This window comes from Zhongshania guokunii, from assembly GCF_040892635.1.
In the GTDB taxonomy this organism is placed as follows: Bacteria; Pseudomonadota; Gammaproteobacteria; order Pseudomonadales; family Spongiibacteraceae; genus Spongiibacter; species Spongiibacter guokunii.
This window is the reverse complement of the sequence record NZ_JBFRYA010000010.1, coordinates 103,008-127,020: the sequence shown is the minus strand read 5'-3', so window position 1 is coordinate 127,020 and position 24,013 is coordinate 103,008. Positions and strand designations below refer to the sequence as shown.

The window sequence follows — 24,013 nt, the reverse complement described above, 5'->3', positions numbered from 1 at the left end:
GAAAAGGAGTCACTATCGACAATATCCACCGCTCGGCAGCTAAACACAGCCACCGAGGTGATAAACCTTACTGAGACAGGCCGTCGAGCACGTCGTGCAGCGCATCTAAGCGCGCCACGGGCTCGTCGATACTGAGAATTTGATAGGCATCTGCCGCAGGGAGGGGTAGCAACTGGGCCAAACGATTGGCCAAGGCCCCCGCCTCGTCCACATCCAAGTCCATGCCTAAGCGCTGCACATGAGGATGTTCACCAAGCTGCTGTAACAAATCTTGTAACTCACTGCCCCGAGGCGGTAAAGCCGTATCTGGCAATTCGGCAAGCCACTGAATATCACCTATATACAAGCCACTATCAGCCTGTCGCGCGGCGGCCAGACGAAAGCGTCGCCCGCCCTCAACGACCACACCCAACAGGCCATCGTCAGTTTGATCCCAATCGGTGATTCGCGCTTCGGTGCCAATCAGCGCCAAGGTAGCCTGGCGCACCCCAGGTTTTAAGACCTCCGCACCACCCTCGGGCAACCACACAATGCCAAAACTCTGCTGCTCACGCAGGGTGTCGCGAATCAGGTCTAAGTAGCGCCGCTCAAAAATCCGCAAACCCATGCGCCCGCCAGGAAATAGCACGCTGCGCAGGGGAAATAATGGCAGTTCCACCGCTGTATCAGACGCCAGATCAGACATCCTGCTCAGGACCTAAAGGCTTGATCACCAACAAGAGCTTTGGCAGTAATAACATCGCGCCAAGCAAAGCCGCCAGCATCGCCAAGCCGGTCAACAAGCCGAAATAAATACTTGGCGTAAAGTTAGACAGCGCCAAAATAGAAAAACCAAAAATAATGATGCTCGAGGTGTAATACATTGCCTTACCTATACTCGCGTGACAGCGATACATAGTGGCCAAATAATTGCGATCGGTCGGAAATTCCTGCTTAAAGCGGTGCACATAGTGAATAGTATTATCCACGCCAATACCCACTGTAATTGCCGCAATGGTGATGGTCATCATATCCAGCGGAATTCCCGCCAAGCCCATACCACCCAATACCGCGCCAGCTGCTAATAAATTTGGAGCAAGAGCGATGAGCGCCAAGCTCAAGGACCGGAACAAGACCATAAACATGGCCAGTATCGCCACAAACACGGCGCTCAAAGTCATGATCTGCGAAGTAAACAGACTCTGTAACATATTGTTATATAAAACCAACATACCGGTTAGGTGCACTTGCTCAGGTGCAAAACCCAGCTCATTGACCAGATGATCTTCAATATCAATGAGCAGCTGTTTACGATTAAGGGTACGACTGGTTTCTTTAACCCGCACGCTAATCCGCACTTGATCAACCTCGGCAGACATATAGGGGTCAATCAGAATCGAGGAGATCGACGCCGGCAGTGAACGCTGGGCTAGGGCTAATTGCAAATCGTCAACATTGCCCATAATAATTTGCATCAACTCATAAAAAGTCGACAGTGACAGCACCTTGCCAGTCTCAGGCAAGCCGTCGACATAATCGTGTACCGACTTAATACGCTGCAGGCCGGCAACCGTAAACCACTCGCTCTGGGCGCCACCAGCGCCACCGAAATCAGCACCAAAATCGTCGCCAAAGTCGTCGGCAAAATCATTGCTGAAATCGTCAAAATCATCGCCACCGCCACTCGCGGAAGGCGCGGCTACGGGCTCCTTTTTAGGCAAATCCAAAATAATATCAAGGGGGATGGTGCCACCTAATTCGGCGTCGATCGTCTCCATGCCCTGATAAATTTCAGTGGTATCGTGGAAGTAGTCGATAAAACGGTTTTCCACTTTAAGCTGGGTAATCCCCCAGACGCTGAGCAGCAAGAGCCCTGTAGAGACCACGACCACGGTGCGACCATAGCGCTCAGTAGCCACGGCAAAGTAACGCGTAAATGCAGCGCTATCATCCGAACTACCCTTTTCTTCACGACGCTTCATGAGCATCATTACGCAGGGCATAACAATAAAGGTCAGCACCAGTGCCGACACTACACCAATGGTCATCATCCAACCAAAATCAATCACTGGTCGAATCCCACTAACAACCAATGACGCAAACGCCACCAAGGTCGTTAAGGTGGTGTACAAACAAGGCATCGCCATAATCGCGGTGGTCTGCGAGACCAGACTAAATTGGTCAGCCTCTGGCTGCGCCGCTGAATATTCTCGGTAGCGCACCACCAAATGAATCGTCACCGACAGGGTAATAATCAACAATAAGGCGACAAAGTTCGCAGATATAACCGTCAGTCGCCAGTCGAGAAAACTCAGCAGACCCAACATAAACACCACGTTCAATACGCAGGTTGACAGAGGGATCAGTACCCAGCGCAACTTACGAAAAATCACCGTTAACAAGACAACTATAAACAGTAATATCCCTGCGCCAAACACCTTCAAGTCGCTTTTAACAAAGGCGACCATGTCCACCGCAATCATCGGTACACCGCCGAGGAACACCGTGGCATCGCCGCGATAATCCTTAACAATATCCCGCGCCAGGGCGACTAACTCGGCCTGCCGCTCGTGGGCAAGAGCCGTATAATCGGCAAAGGTTTTCTCCAGCGCACCCAGCTCTGCCTGTTCGGCGGCACTGGCATTTTGAGCGGTTACTTTGGCGCGCAGTTCATCGCGCTGATTGAGCAGTTCGTAGAAACGCTCATCGCGCTTAATATTGACTTGTATTGCGGTGGTGTCGCCATCAGTACTGGTCAGTAGCGATTTGTATATTGGACTGGTAGAAAGCTCTTCACGCACCATATCCATATCGATGTCTGGCGCCGTGCTCAAGGTTGGAATCTCCCCAGCGGTGACTTGGCTCAGCGACACCCGCGGGCTCTCTAACAGCGGTACATCTAATATAGAAGTGACATTCGATATATTTGGCAGGGTCGCTAAACGATCGCGCAGCTCACCAAGGATTTTCAGCTGCTCTGGAGCAAATAATTCCTCCTTGGGTTGATAGGTCACGAGCAAAAAGTCTTCAGAGCCGTAGCGCTTACTGATCTCGCGGTAATATGCCAGCGACTCGTCGCCCTCCAACACCAGAGCGTCCGCAGACGCGTCGAGCTGCAAGCTGGGGATATAGCTTCCCAGCCAACCGACTAGCGCGAGTAAAATCGCCAAAACCCAAAATGCATTACGCAGTATTACGCGTTGATACACAGACAATAACATTGCACTCATAGTTGTCCCTTAAGCGTCATATATCGCCGGCTTACTCACTCCGGTCCTTTTTATAAAATCAGTTTTTATTCGCCCCAGCGCGGCACGAGGTCCTGCGCCACACCGAGATGATCCAAAATTCTTGCCACCACAAAATCAATCACATCAGCCACGCTCTGAGGCTTGCGATAAAACCCCGGCGAAGCGGGCATCATCGTTGCACCCATTTGCGTCAAACTGAGCATATGCTGCAAATGAATTGCCGATAAGGGCATTTCTCTGGGCACCAAAATAAGCTGGCGGCGCTCTTTGAGCGCAACATCTGCCGCGCGTTCAATTAAATTATTACTGGCCCCGCAGGCAATTGCCGAAAGCGTGCCGGTACTGGCCGGACATACCACCATCGAGCTTGGCGCACCACTGCCCGACGCCACCGCAGCCATCCAATCCTCGGGGCCGTGGACCTTAAGCTGTTCCGGGGTGCATTGAAACCGTTCGCACAAATACCGCAACAAGGCGGCGGGTTTGGCGGGCAAAGTCTCTTCGGTTTCGGTAGCTACCACCAGCAAGGCGGCTTTAGAAATCATAAAATGCACTTCGCACCCGGCCGCAAGCAGGCACTCCAGCAAGCGCAATCCATACTGCGCCCCAGAGGCACCAGTCATCGCTAGGGTTACCGACTTTTTCATTCTGGCTGCTCCCAGCGCTGCCGCAGCGCCGCTATAAGACGCTGATGCACACCGCCAAAGCCGCCATTACTCATAATAACCAAATGATCCCCCGCCACTAAGCTTGCGCTGAGCTCGGCAATAGTCTGCTCAAGATCGACACTTAAGCGTGCCGGTGTCGCGCTGCCAGCGATCACCGAATCCAAGGACCAGTTCAAGCCTGGCGGCTGATACCAAACAACCTCATCGGCGTGCGCAGTTGCCGGCGCCAAGCGATCCTTATAAATACCCATACGCATAGTATTAGAGCGCGGTTCTATCAAGGCGACAATTCTTCCCTCGCTCACCCGCCCACGCAAACCTTCTAAGGTTGTGGCTATCGCGGTGGGATGGTGCGCAAAGTCGTCGTAAACCGCAATACCCGCCACGGTGGCCAGCAACTCCATGCGCCGCTTTACACCCTGAAATTGATTTAAGGCCTCGATACCGTCTTTGGGCTGCACACCAATATGATGGGCCGCGGCCAAGGTCACCAAAGCATTGTTCACATTGTGCGCACCGGTGTGAGACCAATTTACTCGACCCTGCCCGATTCCTTTATAGAGCACTTCAAACTCCGAGAAATCAGCACTGAGCACCTTGGCCTGCCAATCAGCAGCTTGCCCAGCCTCGCTACTAACCCGCTCCACCTCACTCCAACAGCCCATATCCAACACATCATCCAAAGCCGGCTCACCCGCCGGAATAACAATACGACCAATGGCTGGCACAGTACGCACTAAATGATGAAACTGACGCTGAATAGCGGCTAAATCAGGAAAAATATCGGCGTGATCAAACTCTAAATTATTGAGAATCGCGGTGTAGGGCCGGTAATGAACGAATTTCGAGCGCTTATCGAAGAAAGCACTGTCGTATTCATCCGCCTCTATTACAAAAAAATCCGTTTCCCCTAGCCTTGCCGACAAGCCAAAATCAGCGGGCACCCCACCTATTAAGAATCCTGGCTGAAAGCCGCAATCTTCCAATACCCAAGCCAGCATACTGCTGGTGGTGGTTTTACCGTGGGTGCCCGCGCAGGCCAGCACCCAGCGACTTTGCAAGACATTGTCGCTCAACCACTGCGGGCCGGAGGTATAGGGAATGCCGCGATTCAACACGTGCTCAACCGCGGGGTTACCCCGCGACATAGCGTTACCGATAATCACGAGGTCTGGCTCAGGAGACAGATGCGACACCTCATAGCCTTCCATCAAGGTTATACCTTGGGACTCCAGCTGGGTGCTCATTGGCGGGTAAACATTGGCATCGGAGCCAGTCACGGTGTGACCCAGCTCGCGGGCAAGAATCGCAAGGCCACCCATAAAGGTGCCGCAAATCCCCAAAATATGAAGGTGCATAGATAAAAACGCCACACAGAAAAGTCTGTGTGGCATGGTATCACTGCTATGGCGCCAGCTCTACGCCGACGCACCGCATTGCGCGATTAGAAATTAGCGCTTAAGGTCAGCCACACTTTTTCAGTGTCCATCAAGCTCAAACCACCGCCATTAAACCCAGTGCTATCACCAGCACTGTAGCTCGCGTAGCGTAATTCAGCAGAATAAGGTCCCCAGCTCTTGGTAACCATGCCGCCAATTTCGGAACCGAGGTCACTATCACCGGCAGCATTATTTTGCTCAGACTCAAAGCTATGGTAGGCCAGCAACCAGTTCATACCCAGTGCCGCACCACCAACGGTGAAGTAGGTGTCGTTAATACCATCGCTGATATTACCCAGCCCCTTATTGAGGAACATATCCGTCCAGCCTTGGAATTTAAACAAGGTCGCCAACGGGGTAATGAAAAAACCATCTTTGTCCGCACCAAGCGCTTCATAACCAAGACCTAAGGTTAGCGGCGCCAATTTATAGCTGGCCTCAGCAAGCATATAGTCTGAGCTGTAATCGGCAGGATTTGCGCCAGCGCTTTCTTGGGTCGCATACTCTAAGTTATAGGCAAGATCACCCGCCACACCCTGCCAGCGAATACCGTAGGTATCGGTATCCATGCGTTTAAAGCCCGCAAAATTATCATCAGTCTCTAGCAAATAGACATAACCGGTCACCGTGCCAGCAGGCAGGGCGTAACTGGCATTCAATAAATGGGAATCCATCTCGGTATCACCCACCGCACTGGCTTCACCAAAAATCCGGTTTACATTAGAAATATGCGCGTAATTCAGTTTAAGATTTTCGATACTGCTATTGGCAATGGTAAACGCGTCATATGTCTGTTCGTTTTGACGCCAGCCAACATGACCAACAAAGCGATGATTATCATAGGTTAGGCGCTGACGACCATATTTAAATTCGCTATCCCAATTTTTGTAAGCAAGATAAACCTGATTCACTTCTGTGCCCACTGGGTCGGCAATCAGTGAGTCAGCAACATTGCCATTCACGCTGTCATTTGAGCCACCAGCAAAGTTGCTTACGTCGTCTAACTCAAGAAAACCGCTGAAGCCCTTAAGCCTATCAGTTTTAAAATTCACGCGGGTTTTTAGGGTTAGAGCATCACCCGTTTTGTTGCCACCCGCCGCCACATCTTCGGCAACCGACTCGTAGCGCAAACGCAAATTAACATGAGCTTCGCCCTTACTAAGCGCTTCCGTAAAACTCTCCGCAGCAAATGAAGTTTGCGCTGCAGCGCCAAATAAGCCTATAGAAATAGCCCAAGGCAATGATTTTCGTATCAACATATTGTATCTCGTTAAGGTAAATGTCGTTAGGCAGATGCACATCGCAAACAATGCTCGTCCCAATCAATTTGCGATAACAAGCAATTAGCAATCTACGAGCCAAAAAACAAAAAAACCGCAAAAAAATATAAAATACCCCTTATAAACAACAGCTTAATTATTATAAGTATTTTCCACTATATTAAATAAGCACCAAATAAAAGCAAAAATAAAATTGATTCTCAAGGTAGCGGTAGCAATAGGACGCATAACTGCACCAATATAAACCCCTAAAATATTCACAGCGATTCAGCCCTGCACCAAAAAAGCCCGAATTAACGCTACCATTTTGATCGACAAAAATATAAGCCGGCCAGGTCGTTGCACGATACGAGAAGGAATTAAATGGGGAAAAATTAGCCATTAGAAAGAATTTAAACAGCGAACTAGCAATGCAGAAAAACTAACGCAATGACAAACAAACACGAACAATGACCAGGATCAAATGACGGCCAAAGAGAACAATTACAATATGGATATCTTTAAGGCATATAGCTAATAGGATAGTTAGGATAGGTATAGCGAGGAACAGCCTTGGCCTCAAACTTTAGCAGCGCAACGCGTTGCAATAGTTTTGCCTTTAAGTCCGAATTAAAAAAGCTCGACGATACAATATTACAATCACTTACCGAACCATCGGCCTCTATCGTTAAGCTCACCACCACCGTTCCGGCTCGGATCGTACTGTCTTTGCGAGCAGCACGGTTAAATATCGCGAAGAACGCGGTTTTACTGCGATCGAAGGCAAGTTGAATCTCCTCCAAACTACGCGACGGCTCGACGCCAGCTACTGCACCGTCAGTACTCGCTCCTGCCGGTACCGAGCGCACCGAAACCCCAGCCAAGGCCTCAGTGCGATGACCACCAATCGCCGTACTATTCTGTTCGCCGCTAACACTGCGCTTACCATAGTCGCCATGACCAGCGCTAAGCTTACTCGCCGAAAGCAAGTCAGTGCTGGGCTCGACAAGCTCACTTTTTACTGCCCCGCGCTCCCTAAGACTTTTGTCGCTGATCACTACATCGCTGCTATTATCACGCAGTTGCGCCAATTGTTCGCTAAACGCCATCACTCCCGCTTTTGCCGCCGCGGCTTTGGCAGCAGCTTGACGCTGCGCGGCGGCGGCCGCTAGGGTTTGGGCTCTCTCCTGAGCGCTAATGGCCGGCACCGGATTAGCTGGCGCAGCTTTCTTGGCGCTTACCTTAGGCTTGCTAGCAACTTGGTGTTTGACTACAGGCGCAGCTTTTACGACCGGCTTTGGCTTCACTTTTGGCGCTGGCAGTAGCTCTAGAGCGTAGCTGGCCGCTGGCTTAATCGGCGGCGCTTCCGCAACCTCCACCTTCCAAAAAGCCGCAGCAATAAACATTAGCAGCAACAAGCTCACTATATTCAGTAAGACGTGTTTAAAACGCCGGTCGGCGGCTAATCCGATTCCCCAGTAGTCATTTCCCAAAACCACCTGGGCAGCTAGCTGCTTTTTCATACGCCGCCTCCCTGAGTAATCTCCCGCACCGCGAGGGAAACATGGTCAAAATTAGCGTCGACACAAGTAGCTAAAATTTTCTTTAACAAGCGATAGGGCGTATCGCGATCGGCCACTATATTAACGTCTTTGCCACTTCCCACGTTTTTCAATTCTTGGCCACCGCCATCACTCAGCTGATCAACGCCAGTGGTCCCAGTGAGGGGCGCCAACGCTGCCGCCAATAATGCTAGAACCCGCTGCTCGGATTGCAGCGCATCTTCCACACTCATTATGCGCTGTTCTTCCAGCATTATATCGCTGGCACTTACCGCTACCGTCACAGTGCGCTGCGCCTTCTCGGTAGCGAGCGAAGTGGGCAATTTTAAATTCTGATATTCCGGTATGACCTCAACTACCAGCGCATTCACCAGCAGGTAGAAAACCAAAATAGCAAATATATCTATGAGTGAAACCACATTGATAGCGACATCTCGGCCAGCGCGCTTCACTTCACGCTGGAGTTTTCGCTCTTGACGCTTGCTCATGGTGTTAGCTTAGCCTCCGCACTGCCTTGTGGCGCATCGCCCATCGAAATTAATGGAAACAGCGCACGGCTACCATCAACACCTAGCATTCCGGCTGGGTACTCACGACTGCTATCCATGACCGCAACAATATCTTCGTAGGCAATATTCTCCGCAATAAACAGGCTCAGATTCGATTCAGCTGGGTGATTTTTTTTCAAATCCACTAACAGCTCAGCCAATCGCTGGGTGTCGTATTTACCGGAAATTTTTGGCAGCGCTTTCTCTAGGCCTTCACTGCTTGAAATTTCAAGATGATTGTCAAATAGACTTATAGCTAACTGCAGCGAGGGCTTAGCACTGACCGCCGGCTGCTCACTTTGCGAGGGCAAGTTTAATTTGAGCGCATGTAATTTACTCGCAGAAATCGACGAGCCCACCAGCAAGAAAAAAACCAGCACCGCAAACACATCGATCATCGACACAATATTTAACTCGCCATCGGGGCGATGACGCAGCTTTCGCTTAAGACGCCGTATACGCCTTGAACTGCGCGGCCCCTGATCTGCGTCCGGCTCTATATCGAACATCGCGCTCATCTTTTGACCTCAGCGCTGCAGCGCTTTACTGCGGCTAATAACCGTTACAAACCGCGAGCAAGCCGACTCAAGGGTATCGACTAACTCACCGGCCTGACTTTGCAAATAGGCATGGGCAAAAAGTGAGGGTATCGCCACCATCAAACCAAATGCCGTGCAGCTCATGGCCTCGGAAATACCCGCCGATAGTAAATTTGCCTTTTCAACGGGGTCGGCAGTCCCCAGCGCACCGAAGGCACCGATCAAGCCCAACACCGTACCGAGCAAGCCCAGCAAGGTCGCAGCATTAGAAAACGTTGCCAGATAATGGGTCCTACGCTCAATAGCCGGCAGCAGTGCCATTAGCCCATCCTCAGTGGCAATTTCCACGTCGCTGCGACGACTGTCGATCCGTGCTTGCTCGAGCCCACAATTTAAAATATGGGCAACGGCAAGATGTGATTTAGCAATTAAGGCTTCGGCCTCGCTCATTTCGCCGGCACTCAACATAGGCCAGATCTTGGCCCAAAACCGGCGGTTATCACTAAGAGATTTTGTCAAAAAAACGAAGCGCTCAATGCTAATAGCGATGGCAAAAGCGAGCACCAGCGCTATTGGATACATAAAGTGGCCGCCGTTATTAAAGAACGTAATAAACGTCGAAATGGCTTCCATAATTCACCTCAAAAAATATCAAATTAAATTTTGTTTTACATGTGTACTGCCGCCAAACGTCTTCGCTACCAGTTATTGCGCTGGAGACGCCAATAACGATACGAGCGGCGTGCCTGATACCACTCAGCATAACGTTGAAACTCCTCAGCATTAATCACTTGCGGCCCTTCGTCTATTAACTGTGGCGGCCGATCTAAATCGCTCACCGGCTCTTCGCCCCAGGGCATCAAATACAAACCCACCGCAGCTTCATCGGTGCCGTGAATAGTTACACCCATTGCCGGCTCGGTACTGCTCGCGGTGCCAACAGCTAACTCGGCGCTTACTTGCAACGCCAATGTCATCGCAATTGTCGGCGCTATAAATAATAGTGATCTCATTAATTCACCTGCGACACATTCACCGCCACATAATCTGCGTTAGATTCGATATTATGAATCCAAGCACTCACTAAAATATTGTCACCGCCTGTAAGCGCCTGATAGCGGCGATAGTGCACCAGCGCTTGAGAGCTTTGCTTAAACGCAGTCTCGTAGAGAATACCTATATTCAAATGCGCGGCGGCGTAGTCATCGCGGACCGCCAACGCCTTGCCATACCAATCTAGCGCAGCGTCGTAACTGCCATTTTTACTGGTGATATAGCCCATCCAATTAAGCGCAGCGACATTATTAGGTGAGCGCTGCAATGCCCCTAAAAAATACTTCGCTGCTAACTCATACTGTTGCTGGCGAGCGGCCAAAATTCCCAAATTTGTCCACGGCCCAGTTGAGCGCGGATAGCTTTCACTCAGCGCCAAAAAAGCTTGGCTTGCGCCGGCGCTGTCACCGCTTTTCATTAGTGCCAGCGCGCGATCGAACTCAGCCGACGAAGGCGTGCCGATCTGCTTCGTTGATTTCACAGTCTGCGGCCCAGAGCTGCAGCCCGCGGCACAGAGCAATAGCAGCGCTGCGAGCAGTTTAGTAAAGTGAATCATAACTATCCTCCAGTTGAGGCTGCTTACCGTATTTGGCGGGCGCCAGTTCAATTAACGCTAAAAGGCTTTGCCGCATTCCCGCCGTCCACACCCCGTCCCGAACTCGCGCCACATTCACCTCAAAGGCACTAATTGCCTTCTCCTCAAAGGGGTAGGCCTGCTCCTCTAGCAAAAGGACGTACTCTTGCAGTACATCCCCGCGCAATTCCCGCGGTTTTTCCGACTCCATCAGTGCCTTAGCAAAGTCACGATACAAATTACCTAGTTCATAATCCGCCTTAGTGGTGATATCAGAAAAACCGTAAGCGGACGCCTGTGCCAAGCTATCGATAGCGGCTTGCATCGCCCGCTGCCTAAGCGCCAGGCTTTTAGCAATAGGCAGCTGCAACTTAGCGCTCTTAGCTCGGCGCACATCGATCATCGCGAGTTGCAAACTGGCATCCGCCGCTATTAATTGTGAAGCCTCGTTAGGCTCAGCAGCACGTTTGTCGGCAGTAACTATCTCTTTTAACCAGCGCTGATGAAGCTCGCTATTCGCTGGCGCCATCGCGGCCAAGCGCAACCGGAATTGCTGAGCATCTAACAAGGGCGCAGGAAACTGAGCAATATGTTTTTCTATTGCACGTCGAGCTTGCTCGCGTAATCCCGCTTGGTCGTAAAGTTTTGCCGCCATCAGACTAGCCTGGCGACGGGTTGCAAGAGGTTCACTATTGACCAAAGCCAAGTGGCCATACACCGCAGCAGCCAAAGCCGGTTGCGCCGACTTTTGATAGGTTTCAGCAAGTAGCTTATCTGCTTCAATTGCCATACGGTGATTGGGAAAGTTGCTGCGAAAACCTTGCAACACATCCGCCGCTTTTTTCCAGTTATTCACCACGTAAAACTGGCCGGCAGCATCAAAACTTGCATTGGCGCGTAATACCGTACTAGGGCTTAGCTCGGCGGCGCGCAAAAATGTATTTGCCGCAAGTGCATTTTCGCCGGAGCTCCTCAAGCCCTCCGCGCGACGATATACAGAGATAGCCAAACGCTCGCGGGCGAGATTTTGAAGCACCGGCTCCGCTACTACCATTGGCAATAAACGGTCGTAATAGATTTCAGCCTTATCAAATCTATTTTGTGCATAATAGGCGTCGGCGGTGATACTCAAAGCCTTAATTTGCAAACTCAAATCGACCCACTGCGCATTTTCGAGCAAGGGCTCAGCTATCGCTAATGCCTCCTGGTAACGCTGCATACCGTATAAATCTTCGGCGCTGGCCAACAGCACTCGGCTACGCTCTGGATGCTGTGGAAACGCCGCCGCCATTTGAATACTAGCGTCGATTACCGCTTGCTGGGCTTCATCACGCTCGGCATCCAGCGCGTCGTTTAACCAAGCGCGGTAGGATTTCACTGCGGCCAACGCAGCATCTGCTGGCTTGTTATAGCTCGCGAGATCATAGGCCACCGCAAGATATTGTTCCGCCGCAGCCTTGTGCTCACCGCTATCAAACAAGGCATCACCGTAACGCATGCTAGTTGTTGCAAAATTGGCATCAAGAGGAAACATTGCCAATGCCATGCGATAGCGTTCTGCCACTGCAGCAAAACGTTGCTGCAGTATATCGGCGTCACTGTCTTCTGCTCGTTGCGCCTCGGCATGACGAAATGCCAATACTTCCATGGTGTAATCACGTAGTAACTTACTAAGTTTAGTCAACGCTGCATCTGCCTCGCCCTCCACTGCAGAGGCAAGTATGGCGGTTGCGTAGCGTTCGATATAAACCTCTTGGGCGCTGATTTTAAGCCCCGTAAATCCACCGCGCTGATAAGCCGCAATCGCATTTTCGCTGTGACGCATTGCCAAATCATGCCGAGGGTAGGCGCCGACAAAAGCCTCGTAAACACTCGCCGCATCGGTATAGCGTTTCTTGTTCATCAGTAACTCGCCGAGACTGCTATACACCAGTGGGTAAAAATGATTGCTGGGCAACCCGGCAAAGTAAGCGTTAATATTATGACCTTTTGGTTTAGCTGCTAGCGCTAAACTTAGGCCTCGGACGGTATCCCGTAGCAACTCTGCGCTGGCGCTCGGCACAAAAGCCAGTAACTGCTCCATGGTCATCACTTCACTGCGTATTTTGAGCTGGCTTAAAATGGCAGTAAAACTGCTGACAGCAAGCTCTGGGTTACTCAATTGATACTGACTCCACGCATATTTATACTGAGCCATCTGCCAGTATGGCATCGTAGGGTCTTGCTTGATTAAACGCCCGTACTCCGCAGCCGCCTCTTGATAGCGCTTGCGCAAATACAGCATTTCAGCAGCGCGAAACAGGGCATCATTGGCGCGCTGCGAAGCCGGATACTCGTGCGCCAAATCCCGCAAGGTGTCGATTGCCAGTTCGCTGCGGCCTGATAATTCATAGGCGCGGGCCAACTGGTAGATAACATGATCTTTATTGGGATAATCGGGAAACTCGGCGATTAGTCGTTGATACAGCTCGGTCGCCGCGGCAACCTCCCGCATATTTATATTGCCATCTCGCTCCGCGCCTTCAATACGCAGGTCTGCAGAACGACGCAAGGCTTCGGCGCGCACACCAGATGCAGAAGCCAAGTTAAGAATTTTTTGGTAATGGTTTAAAGCCGCTGCTTCAACGCGTAGGGATTCCACCTCGGCGTCGTCAATTTTCTTAGCCGATACTTTACTCATAAATAAGCGCTCGGCACTCTGCCCGTTGCGCTCAAGCATGCTACCGATGGTTTGGCTCTCACCACGAGGCTGCAGCGCAGGCTGGCAAGCACTAAGCAACACACACATTCCAAACAGCACTGGCAGTGCACAAGCAGCTTGCAAAGCGCTCACTCTATTATAATCAACGAGTTTCATTTGCCAGCCTCCCCATCCCACACCACTTCGGTAAGCTGACGACGCGCGTTTTCATGGTTCCGCGCCATCGCAAAATTGGCCTCAGCCAAATAGCGTTCAGTGCGCTGGCGATGCTTATCAAGCTCGGCAATGGCGGCTCGCTCCAGCTTAAGCCCCCACTGTGCTTTTAATTTATCTAACGCGCCGAGAAGGGTGCTGCCTCCAGCCGCCGAACTTGCTGAGCCAACTTGCCCAACGCCACCTAACACTTCAACTATGCGACCAAGCTGACGGAACTCGCGCAGCGCAAAATGAAAACTGGAACTATCGAGTAACAAATCCAAATACGCACCCTGTCGATCAGCAGATAAATCGCACAACCAAATACCCCACCCATTGAGTTTGTCTTTATCGGCTGCGATCACCGCCTCCAGTAAGCCACCGCTGCGAACATCTTCTGCCGCTGATTCTAGAATCAACAAAGATTCCTGAAGTCGATTAACCGCAGACACATAATAGCTTTCCGCACGCGCTCCCTGCCCTGCCCAGTGCGACATCGCGTAAGGTAAAATTAATAACCCCTCTTGCACAGCGGGATCTAGGGGGTCGCGATTGATCAATTCCATCCACGGCACCATCGCCGCCTGTAAATCCTCTTCTTTTGCGCCCGACGCAATAGCCCACGCTCGCCGAAAGGGTGTGTGGCGACGCGCCCAAGCAATGTCGTCCTCGGAACCAGACCACAGATACGCCATATTCTTAGCCTTACGACCGGGCGCGCTAATATCGCTGTCGGCCAGAGCCTGCACAGCCGTCTGACGCGGACTCAGCAGCGCCCACCCCAACCCCACCAGTGCTTTATTGGCGTAAGGACTTAAACGCCGCACCTCGCTAAAATAATTCACGGCGCGCTCGCTATCGCCCTGCTGTAAAAAATAGAATCCGAGAGACAAATTAATTTTATCGCCAAGCAGAGCTTCATTACTGTTCTGCGCTGTGCCACTGCCATTACTCTCACGAATGGTGTAACTTAAAGCGTCAAGAATTGCGACACCTTCGGCAGCCTTACCACGATTAATTAACCCCACACCGCTATTAAATTTTTGATAAATATCGTCACTGGCGCGTGCACTGCTCGCTGGGTCACCAATATTCGCGAGCTCGCTGGGCAGTGCAGCTAAACCCAATTCGACTGCGCTCTGCTTTAATGTCTGCTGCAGGCGTGGCGAAAACTGCGCGACTTGCCCACCCTTTTTTACATAATACATAGCCTCGGCAAGGGCCTCGAAGGCGTAGTGACGCCGCGCATTAAAATAAACGGCACGCAGAAAAGGATTGCTATCACTATTTAATGCGGGATCTTCTTCGCCCCTGTCATGTAACAATATACTGGGCTTTTTCAGCCATTTTGCCATTCCTTCGCTAAGCAGCTCTAACTCTAACTGGGTATTTCCGGTAAGCGTTAAATCCTTTTCTATACGCGGAAATAAACGATCAGCGTTAGGACCGGCATCGCGATTTATAACTACAAATTTGGCTGCAATTTGATGGCTTCCTGGGGGCAAGCTAAGAGTGAGTAGTGGATGCACGCCGCCATCAAATAAAAGCCTTGATTCCAGCTCGCTGTACTTGTATTTAACGACTTCGCGACCGTCAACGCTAAGACTTACGGCCTGAATTTCAAAATTTTCCGCAAGGCGGGAAACATAAAAACGAATTTGATGAAGCTCCTCCTGTTTACTAGCTTCAGAGGCCAAACGCGCGCTGCTATAAAGATTTAGCGCCTCGACCTTTACCGAATCGGACTCACTTGCATACAGGGTCATCGGCAGCAGCAATATCGCCACGCACCAGCAAATTTTAGAAAGGCTTAACGCTAAAATTTTCACAAATAGCCCCAATTCGTTTTGCGTTAACTGCGCAGTGACAAAGCCTTATAGCCGATAAAGATCACACTGCCATCAACTTCCGTATGTAGGTATTGCAAGAGCCGCGCCAAAGAAATCGCTATTTTCGGATAAGAGGAATTGACTTAGTTTTTAAACGCAAATCACAACCGCAATGTGCTCTGCGCCACAAAAACCAGAATAAGGGATGAAGCATAGCGAAAATATAAGAGTAAATTTGCCCACATATAAATCAGAATGCACCATGAGCAAGCGCGACAGGATCAATTGCTCGCAATGAATTGCACTATAAAGACGCTAGGCTAAAGTCGCTAATAAGGTGCTTAACGCCTCAAGCTCCAGAGCAGACACAACAATAAGATAAAGGAAATTCCCTGCCATACCCGCAATGGATTGCGAGTGAGCAGCGGCTGAAAATTATCTTTGCTGTACACGGGGTTAGGGTGCTGAAGATCGTGAACAAACTCAGCGATATCGTTGTAACGCAATTCTGGACTAATACTCAGCGCTCGACTCAATGCAGCATCTAACCACAGCGGCACATGAGGATTATAATGACAGGCAGGTATATATTCTAAACGCGTAAATGCGGCGGTGGTGGTGCAGTTTTCTAAACGCCCCTGAAATGGGTGATGCCCCGTCAGCACCTCAAAAACAATAACCGCCAATGAGAACTGGTCGGCCTTGGCGCCTGGTTTACGCCCCAAAACATGCTCAGGAGCTGAGTACTGGGCCGTGCCCAATACTCGATCACGACTTATTGGCACTGCAATTTCAGCAAGGCCGGCCACGTAGCAAGAACCGAAGTCGATAATTTTAACCTGACCATCATCCCCCACGAGAATATTATCAGGTTTTATATCTTGATGAATCGTGTCGCGTCGATGCATCGCCTGTAAGCCCTTAGCAGCAGGCAATATAATATCTAGCATTTGCTTGCTAGAGGGCTTGGGGTTATCCCGCATCCACTGCCCCAAAGTTCGTCCCGGCGCAAATGCGGATAAGTAATAAAGACACGTCGGCGCCAACGGCGGGGCGATCACCGCAATGACATGCTCACTTTGAATTCGGCGCCCCACCCAACTCTCAAGAATAAAACGCTCAATATAGGCCGGATCGTCATTAAAGTTTGCCGACGGGGTTTTCATTACGTAATGTTGGTTTGCGGTCGCGTCAAAAACTTTGTAAAGCTGACTGCGCGGACTGGCGTGAATCTCTTCCTCAATAACCAATCCGTCTAACACCATGCCCACAGCCAGCGGCGGCGGAAACGGCAGCGCGGTTAATTTGCGGTAAACATCACCAGCATCCTCCAACGGTAGCGCATCAACTCGCAATAACTGGCAACTGAGATTATCGTCACTACCCGCCGCCAGCGCCTCATCAATCATCTGCTGACATATAGCGTCCAGATCTGCCGCTATAGTTATTGTGCCGATAAGTTCCTGTAAGTGCCCACTACTCAATACATCGTGAATGCCATCGGTGCTCAATAGAAATACATCACCTACCGCCACATCGGCCGCGCGATAGTCGACATCTAAATTAATATCCAAACCCATTGCGCGAGTTAAATACGACTTACCGCGACTGATAGGCATGGCGTGATCACGGGTAAGCTGCTCAAGGCAACCGTCCCGCAAACGGTAAATTCGGCTGTCGCCGACATGAAATAAATGCGCTGTTTGCGATTTAAAAATCGCAATGCTGAGCGTGGAAACATAGCCCTTTTCGGCCTGCAGATAATGCTGGCCTTGACCGTACAGCCAGCGATTCAATGCATTTAAAACCTGCTGTGCAGATCGCTTTACCGACCAAGAATCTGGGGTTGAGAAATAATCACTTAGAAAACCAGTTACGCAGGTTTCTGCCGCCTCCTTTCCGGCCTCTGCCGCGGACACGCCATCGGCAATAACTGCAACCGCGCCTTTGGTGGTTATTTGCTCATCCTTAGGTATACAAATACCCAAGCTATCTTCGTTAACCGGTTTTTGCCCAGCACTGCTGCGCTGGGCAATTGCCAACTTTAAACCACCGTCAAAGTGCATGTAACGTTCTCGAGGTATGAACCACAGTTATGCGCTTAACATACACTGTACTTTAACTAACTTCGATCAGCGCAACACTGCCATCGTCATTCAGTTCCGCGGTATGACCCTGAGGCTCTTCCATAAACTGCACAGCAACGAACACAAACGCTGCACAAGCGGCAATCACAAGGAAGAAGTCCGATGCGCTCACAAAGGACAATACTGTTAAAAAGATAACCGCCCCAACATTACCGTAAGCACCCGTCATTCCGGCAATTTGTCCAGTCATACTGCGTTTAACCAAGGGCACAATTGCAAATACTGCGCCTTCGCCGGCCTGCACAAAGAAAGAACAGCACATGGTCGAAACCACCGCCACCCAAATTGTCCAAGTCGAATCTATATTGCTCAGCACCATATAGCCCGCCGCTAAGCCAGCGACCAAAATAGACAGCGATTTGCGGCGACCAAACTTATCCGACAAATAACCGCCGCCGGGACGCGCCACCAAGTTCATAAACGCAAAGCCCGAGGCCAACATTCCGGCAGCCACTGCACTCAGTTCAAAGGTTTCCATAAAGAATAAAGGCAGCATGGACACCACTGCCAACTCAGAACCAAAAGTCACAAAATAGGCCACATTCAAGATCGCGACCTGTTTAAACTTGTACTGCTGCATCTCTGGAATTGCGACATTGTTTAACAAGTCGCTATTTACCCGCAGAATCTGACTAACTTGCACTACAAATAAAACCGCCAAGACCACATATAACGCCATTGATGCCGTGCTATTCAGCATTCCCAAATTCACTGGCGACAACTTCCACGTCAATGTCGCCAGCGCCAAATACATAGGCACGCACATAACAATGTAGAAGATCAGATCGCGCTTGCTACTCACAACCAAACCGCCAGATTTTTTGGGTTTAAAGTAAGTAGAACCCTTCGGGGTATTGCGAGCGCGCCAATAAAAGAACACGCCGTAGATAGAGGCAATTACGCCGGTAGAAGCAATCGCGTAGCGCCAGCCATCTGGACCACCAAAGTACAAGGCCAAGGTCGGCAGAGCCATTGCTGCTGCCGCCGAGCCAAAGTTACCCCAGCCGCCGTAAACCCCTTCAGCCAAGCCTACTTGACGCGCCGGAAACCACTCACCCACTAAGCGAATACCGATAACAAAACCAGCACCGATAAAGCCCATTAAGAAGCGCAACAAGGCAATCGCTTCGTAGCTGTTAGCAAAGGCAAAGGCAACACATACCATGCCGCCAAGCACCAAAAGGGCGCTATAGACGATGCGCGGCCCGAAACGATCCACCAACATACCAATAATAACGCGGGCGGGAATGGTGAGCGCCACATTAAGGATCATCAGCGCCTTAACCTGCTGATTAGTCAGATCAAATGCTTCTTTTATAGAGGACAGCATCGGTGCAAAGTTAAACCACACCACAAAGCTGAGGAAAAAGGCAAACCAACTTAAGTGAAGTAATCGTATTTTCTCTTGCTTGAGATCAAGCACATTTAAAGTCGAGGAAGACATTAATAGCTCCATAATGGCCATTTGTAAGTATTGTTCTCATGAGAGCAAGGCCTGTGCCAAACATATACGTCAAAATTAGCCATCATCCTAAGGCACTGTTTAGAAAGATTTATTTTTATTTCTTTACACCCAAAGCTGTATTTTTGCATCATTTTAGTGCGCCTAACGACAGGATTAAGACCTCCTATTCCGCACCAACACCGAGCATTGCGCCCCAACAAATCCCCCTTCGAGTAATTCCATAAACCCCAAAATTGCACCACAAGGACGCATAAATCCGAAATAACATTTATAAATCAACACCTTAATTTCCACCAAAAACAGTGGCACAGCTTTTGCTATCTATTTAAGCAATATCCATCCGCAGCACCGGCCGCCAAATAGATAGCCACCGCGCAAAGTATCAAAGGAAGTAACCATGACAGACAAACAACGCCTACTTATTATTGGTAACGGCCCGGTTGGCCACCAATTCATCGAGTCTATTATTGAAAGCGGTCGAGGCGAGCAATTTGCGATCACGGTTATTGGCGAAGAACCTCGCCCAGCCTATGACCGCGTACACCTCACCGCGTGGTTTGAAACCCGCGAAGCCGCCTCGCTCAATATGGTTAAAGACGGCTTCTACAGCGACAACAATATTACCGCCCTCACCCACGAAAAAGTCATTGCTATAGATCGCGCGGCGCAAATCGTTAGCACCGACAAGGGCGAACAATACCCCTACGACAAATTGATTCTGGCGACCGGCTCATTCCCCTTTGTGCCGCCAGTACCCGGCCACGACCGCAAAAATTGCTTTGTTTACCGCACCATTGAGGATTTAGAAGCGATTACTGCCGCTGCGGCCAATGCCAAAGTTGGCGCCGTTGTTGGTGGCGGCTTACTTGGCCTCGAGGCCGCTAAAGCAATAATGGACTTAGGGCTAAAAACCCACGTTATCGAATTTGCCCCCCGCCTCATGGCCGTACAGGTCGATGAAGGCGGCGGCGCCCTATTGCGCCGCAAAATTGAAGACTTGGGCGTGTCAGTCCACACCCAAAAGAACACCCAGCAAATTATTGATGGTGATGACTGCGTTCACAAGCTCCAATTCGCTGACGGCGCCGAACTAGAAACCGATATATTGGTTTTCTCAGCAGGTATTCGCCCCCAAGACGCTCTAGCCCGACAGTGTGAGCTCGAGGTTGGCGAGCGCGGCGGAATTGTTATTGATAACGCCTGTTTAACCTCGGACCCAGCCATTTACGCCATTGGCGAGTGCGCGTTGTGGGGCGGCCGCATTTACGGCTTGATTGCACCTGGCTGGGATATGGCACGAGTAGCCGCCGACCACGTACTGGGCGGCGTCGAAGAAAAAGCTTTTACTGGCGCAGACATGAGCACCAAGCTCAAGCTCATGGGTGTTGACGTTGCCTCGATTGGCGACGCCCACGCCACCACCCCCGACGCCAAGTGCTACACCTTTATCGACGAGAAAGCCGAAGTCTATAAAAAGATTGTGGTCAGCAGCGACGGCCAACACCTGCTGGGCTGCGTGCTGATTGGCGAGGCCAATGACTACGGCACCCTACTTCAATTTGCCTTAAACAAAATCACTCTGCCGGAACAACCCGAGAGCATGATTTTGCCAAGCCTAGACGGCAGTGCTGGCGTGGGCTTGGGTGTAGACGCCCTGCCCGATGTTGCGCAAATTTGTTCTTGTAACAATGTAAGTAAAGGCGATTTATGCGCGGCGGTTCAGGGCGGCGCGATGACGGTTGGCGATCTTAAAGCCTGTACCAAAGCAGCAACCACCTGCGGCGGCTGTACTGCCCTCGTCGGCCAAGTGCTGAACGCCGAATTGACTAAAATGGGCGTTGAGGTGAACACCGACCTCTGCGAGCATTTTCCTTACACTCGCCAAGAAATTTTCCACCTCGTCAAAGTTGGCCAAATCAAATCCTTTGCCGAGCTTTTAGAGAAGCATGGCAGCGGCCACGGCTGTGAAATATGCAAGCCTACCGCCGCCTCTGTCATGGCATCGTGTTGGAATGACTATATTCTTGAGCCCAAACTCGCCGGCCTGCAAGACACCAACGACCGCTACTTGGCTAATATGCAGAAAAACGGCACCTACTCGGTAGTGCCGCGCATGGCCGGCGGTGAAGTCACCCCAGACGGCTTGATTGCGGTTGGCCAAGTAGCCAAAAAGTACAATCTCTATACCAAGATTACCGGCGGCCAGCGCGTAGATTTGTTCGGCGCCACCCTCGACCAGCTGCCCAAAATTTGGAGCGAATTGATCGACGCCGGTTTTGAATCTGGCCACGCCTACGGTAAATCTTTGCGCACCGTAAAATCTTGCGTAGGTTCCACTTGGTGCCGTTACGGCGTGCAAGACAGCGTTGGCAAAGCCATTGATTTAGAGAACCGCTACAAGGGCCTGCGCTCGCCACACAAACTCAAAATGGCGGTATCGGGCTGTACGCGCGAATGTGCCGAGGCGCAGAGCAAAGACGTGGGTGTGATCGCTACTGAGAAAGGCTGGAACCTCTACCTCTGCGGTAACGGTGGCATGAAGCCCCGCCACGCCGATTTATTTGCCTCGGATATCGACACCGACACCATGGTAAAATACATCGACCGTTTCCTGATGTTCTACGTGCGCACTGCCGATCGCTTGCAGCGCACCTCGGTGTGGATGGAAAACCTCGAAGGCGGCTTAGATTACCTGCGCAAAGTCATTATTGACGACTCACTGGGTATTTGCGCAGAGCTAGAGGCAGACATGGCCAACGTCGTTGACACCTATCAGTGCGAGTGGAAAACCACCATCGAGAACCCCGAGAAGGTGAAACACTTCCGCAGCTTTATCAATGCTGACAAAACCGACAAAGAAATTGTCTTTATTCAGGAGCGCGGTCAAATTCGCCCCGCCACTGAGGCCGAAAAAACCGCCGACAAAGACTTAATCGCGGTCGCCTAAACACACAATACCTGAGCCGCACCGCACGTGCGACTCAGCACAATAGATTTATACGAGGAACACCCAATGTCTTGGACTACTGTTTGCCGTCTTGACGAAATTCTACCCAATGCAGGCGTAGCGGCACTAATTAACGAAACCCAAGTGGCAATATTTCGAGTCGACGATAAAATTTATGCACTGGCCAACAAAGACCCTTTCAGCAATGCCAATGTGTTGTCGCGGGGAATTGTCGGCAGTATTCAAGGCACATTGGTCGTCGCCTCGCCCATTTACAAACAACACTTTAGCCTTGAGGCCGGCAACTGCCTAGAGGACGACAGCATATCAGTCCCCTGCTACCAAGCTCGCACCGAAGGCGATTTGGTTCAGGTTCAAGTAAATAGCTGAGCGCCGTATCCGCGTGCTTAGCGACATCAGTTAGTCTCCCCCCTCGTCGGTTGCTACCTTGGTAGTAGCCGACCTTTTTCCTCTTTGGTAATCAGCCTCTACAGGGTTTATAATCGGCACAGATTTATCAACCCCAACCTTAAGAAATGGAAGCCCTTCATGAGCTACACGCAAATTCCGGCCGGCAAAGACCTGCCTAACGATATCTTCGTTGCCATCGAAATTCCTGCTAACAGCAGCCCAATTAAATACGAAATCGACAAAGACTATGATGCGCTGATGGTCGATCGTTTTATGGCGACCCCCATGTTTTACCCTGCCAACTATGGCTATATCCCCAACACCCTGTCTGAAGACGGCGACGCGCTAGACGTACTGGTTGTAACCCCTTACCCAGTAGTGCCCGGCTCAGTCATTCGCGCCCGCCCTATCGGCATCCTCAATATGAGCGATGAAGCTGGTAAAGACGCCAAGCTGTTGGCCGTACCCCACGACAAGCTGTCGGTTCTCTACAAAGATGTGAAAGAGCCTTCAGATCTTCCACCACTACTGATTCAGCAAATTGAACACTTCTTTGAAAACTACAAAGACCTAGAGAAAGGCAAATGGGTAAAAATTGATGGCTGGGCAGGCAGTGAAGAAGCCCGCGCAGAAGTTATGAAAGCCGCTGCTGCCTACAAAGGCTAAGCTGTGCAACGGGGCCTGACGGCCCCGTTATTCCCACCTTAAAAAACTCCTTTACTCACCACAGCTTCCCCAAACAAGCCTGCGTAAAATTCGCAGCGAAAAAATCCTTTCGCGGCATCAATCTTATTCGCAGCAGCAAATACTAACGCAATACTCAGAAACAAAAACAGAGCCATAAGGCTCCGTTTAAGTGCATAACGAGGCGTTTAAAAGCCCCGCAAATTAGCGAATTATTAACCTACCTTTGGCATCGCCTTTAACAAACGATGATAAAGTTTAGAATTCTTGTGTATAGATTTATGCTTAGAATAAGCCTCAACTGCCTTATGCCAAGCGTCATCACTGCCGTGGGCATTGAGCGAAAAACTGGTACACACGGTTTTCTTCTCAACTTTTGAGGCCACACCAACCTGAAAAATTGGCGTTAAATTACCGCTTTTTTCAGTTTTCAATAAGTAACTGATACCACGCACCGTGCCATCACTTTTAAAGCAGCGATCTTCTTTGGTTTCTTCAAGATAGCGACGCTGCTCCGCAGCCAATACCGCATCGCGATCCATAGCCTGCTTTTCAACTTCGCTCTTTTGTTTGCCTTCCAGTCGCGCGCCTTCATTTTTCAGCGAGAAATACTCTTGGTATAACTTACCCGCTACTGTACGGCGAACCCGAAAGCCGTAAAACGCTTTATTATCTAATAGTTTAACGCTCACAAGCACCTCGCTTAAAAATTTTCGCGACCTCTATAGCTCACAATATAACAGATGTAATCTAATAATACTG

19 protein-coding genes are annotated in these 24,013 nt (G+C 50.5%); 3 read left to right on the top strand and 16 right to left on the bottom strand.

Annotation, left to right across the window (positions count from 1 at the left end; genetic code table 11):
• Positions 1 to 67: 67 nt before the first annotated feature.
• The 15 genes from AB4876_RS12550 to AB4876_RS12480 form a co-directional block, all read right to left on the bottom strand.
• Entirely contained in the window at positions 68 to 685 is a 618-nt protein-coding gene (locus tag AB4876_RS12550) for an LON peptidase substrate-binding domain-containing protein (protein WP_368382039.1), read from the bottom strand.
• Positions 678 to 3,209 carry an efflux RND transporter permease subunit gene (locus tag AB4876_RS12545; RefSeq protein WP_368382038.1) on the bottom strand — a complete coding sequence of 844 codons (2,532 nt, stop codon included), beginning with the start codon at positions 3,207 to 3,209 and terminating at the stop codon, positions 678 to 680. The genes AB4876_RS12550 and AB4876_RS12545 overlap by 8 nt, the downstream gene beginning before the upstream one ends.
• A 65-nt stretch (positions 3,210 to 3,274) precedes the next feature.
• On the bottom strand, positions 3,275 to 3,877 hold the full coding sequence (locus AB4876_RS12540; RefSeq protein ID WP_368382037.1) for a flavin prenyltransferase UbiX: 603 nt from the start codon (positions 3,875 to 3,877) through the stop codon (positions 3,275 to 3,277).
• Positions 3,874 to 5,256, bottom strand: coding sequence for a UDP-N-acetylmuramate:L-alanyl-gamma-D-glutamyl-meso-diaminopimelate ligase (gene mpl / locus AB4876_RS12535; RefSeq protein ID WP_368382036.1), 1,383 nt, complete (start codon positions 5,254 to 5,256; stop codon positions 3,874 to 3,876). The genes AB4876_RS12540 and mpl overlap by 4 nt, the downstream gene beginning before the upstream one ends.
• Positions 5,257 to 5,342: 86 nt before the next feature.
• Positions 5,343 to 6,596: an alginate export family protein gene (locus AB4876_RS12530; protein WP_368382034.1), complete on the bottom strand. Its 1,254-nt coding sequence runs from the start codon at positions 6,594 to 6,596 to the stop codon at positions 5,343 to 5,345.
• Between the two features lie 521 nt (positions 6,597 to 7,117).
• Positions 7,118 to 8,119: a hypothetical protein gene (locus AB4876_RS12525; RefSeq protein ID WP_368382033.1), complete on the bottom strand. Its 1,002-nt coding sequence runs from the start codon at positions 8,117 to 8,119 to the stop codon at positions 7,118 to 7,120.
• The gene (locus AB4876_RS12520; RefSeq protein WP_368382032.1) at positions 8,116 to 8,646 is read right to left on the bottom strand and encodes an ExbD/TolR family protein; all 531 of its coding nucleotides are present in this window, start codon (positions 8,644 to 8,646) and stop codon (positions 8,116 to 8,118) included. The genes AB4876_RS12525 and AB4876_RS12520 overlap by 4 nt, the downstream gene beginning before the upstream one ends.
• Positions 8,643 to 9,224, bottom strand: a complete 582-nt coding sequence (locus tag AB4876_RS12515; protein ID WP_368382031.1) for an ExbD/TolR family protein — start codon at positions 9,222 to 9,224, stop codon at positions 8,643 to 8,645. The genes AB4876_RS12520 and AB4876_RS12515 overlap by 4 nt, the downstream gene beginning before the upstream one ends.
• 9 nt (positions 9,225 to 9,233) lie before the next feature.
• Positions 9,234 to 9,878, bottom strand: a complete 645-nt coding sequence (locus AB4876_RS12510; RefSeq protein WP_368382030.1) for a MotA/TolQ/ExbB proton channel family protein — start codon at positions 9,876 to 9,878, stop codon at positions 9,234 to 9,236.
• 65 nt (positions 9,879 to 9,943) lie between these two features.
• Complete coding sequence (locus tag AB4876_RS12505; RefSeq protein ID WP_368382028.1) at positions 9,944 to 10,258, bottom strand: hypothetical protein; 315 nt, start codon at positions 10,256 to 10,258, stop codon at positions 9,944 to 9,946.
• Positions 10,258 to 10,854: a tetratricopeptide repeat protein gene (locus AB4876_RS12500; RefSeq protein ID WP_368382026.1), complete on the bottom strand. Its 597-nt coding sequence runs from the start codon at positions 10,852 to 10,854 to the stop codon at positions 10,258 to 10,260. Before AB4876_RS12500 ends, AB4876_RS12505 begins: the two co-directional genes overlap by 1 nt.
• Positions 10,838 to 13,729: a tetratricopeptide repeat protein gene (locus AB4876_RS12495; RefSeq protein WP_368382025.1), complete on the bottom strand. Its 2,892-nt coding sequence runs from the start codon at positions 13,727 to 13,729 to the stop codon at positions 10,838 to 10,840. Before AB4876_RS12495 ends, AB4876_RS12500 begins: the two co-directional genes overlap by 17 nt.
• Positions 13,726 to 15,597, bottom strand: a complete 1,872-nt coding sequence (locus AB4876_RS12490; protein ID WP_368382024.1) for a hypothetical protein — start codon at positions 15,595 to 15,597, stop codon at positions 13,726 to 13,728. The genes AB4876_RS12495 and AB4876_RS12490 overlap by 4 nt, the downstream gene beginning before the upstream one ends.
• A gap of 341 nt (positions 15,598 to 15,938) precedes the next feature.
• On the bottom strand, positions 15,939 to 17,663 hold the full coding sequence (locus AB4876_RS12485; protein ID WP_368382022.1) for a bifunctional protein-serine/threonine kinase/phosphatase: 1,725 nt from the start codon (positions 17,661 to 17,663) through the stop codon (positions 15,939 to 15,941).
• A 52-nt stretch (positions 17,664 to 17,715) separates the two neighbouring features.
• Complete coding sequence (locus tag AB4876_RS12480) at positions 17,716 to 19,188, bottom strand: NarK family nitrate/nitrite MFS transporter (RefSeq protein ID WP_368382021.1); 1,473 nt, start codon at positions 19,186 to 19,188, stop codon at positions 17,716 to 17,718.
• A gap of 418 nt (positions 19,189 to 19,606) precedes the next feature.
• Here AB4876_RS12480 and nirB point away from each other — a divergent pair, with 418 nt between their 5' ends.
• The 3 genes from nirB to ppa all read left to right on the top strand — a co-directional run bounded on the left by nirB (position 19,607) and on the right by ppa (position 23,233).
• Positions 19,607 to 22,156 (top strand): nitrite reductase large subunit NirB, encoded by a 2,550-nt coding sequence (gene nirB, locus AB4876_RS12475; RefSeq protein ID WP_368382019.1) that lies wholly within the window; start codon positions 19,607 to 19,609, stop codon positions 22,154 to 22,156.
• A gap of 66 nt (positions 22,157 to 22,222) precedes the next feature.
• Complete coding sequence (nirD, locus tag AB4876_RS12470) at positions 22,223 to 22,546, top strand: nitrite reductase small subunit NirD (RefSeq protein ID WP_368382018.1); 324 nt, start codon at positions 22,223 to 22,225, stop codon at positions 22,544 to 22,546.
• 159 nt (positions 22,547 to 22,705) lie between these two features.
• Positions 22,706 to 23,233: an inorganic diphosphatase gene (ppa, locus tag AB4876_RS12465; protein WP_008251782.1), complete on the top strand. Its 528-nt coding sequence runs from the start codon at positions 22,706 to 22,708 to the stop codon at positions 23,231 to 23,233.
• A 233-nt stretch (positions 23,234 to 23,466) separates the two neighbouring features.
• Here ppa and AB4876_RS12460 read toward each other — a convergent pair whose 3' ends face one another.
• Positions 23,467 to 23,943 carry a hypothetical protein gene (locus AB4876_RS12460; protein WP_368382017.1) on the bottom strand — a complete coding sequence of 159 codons (477 nt, stop codon included), beginning with the start codon at positions 23,941 to 23,943 and terminating at the stop codon, positions 23,467 to 23,469.
• Between the last annotated feature and the right edge of the window lie 70 nt (positions 23,944 to 24,013).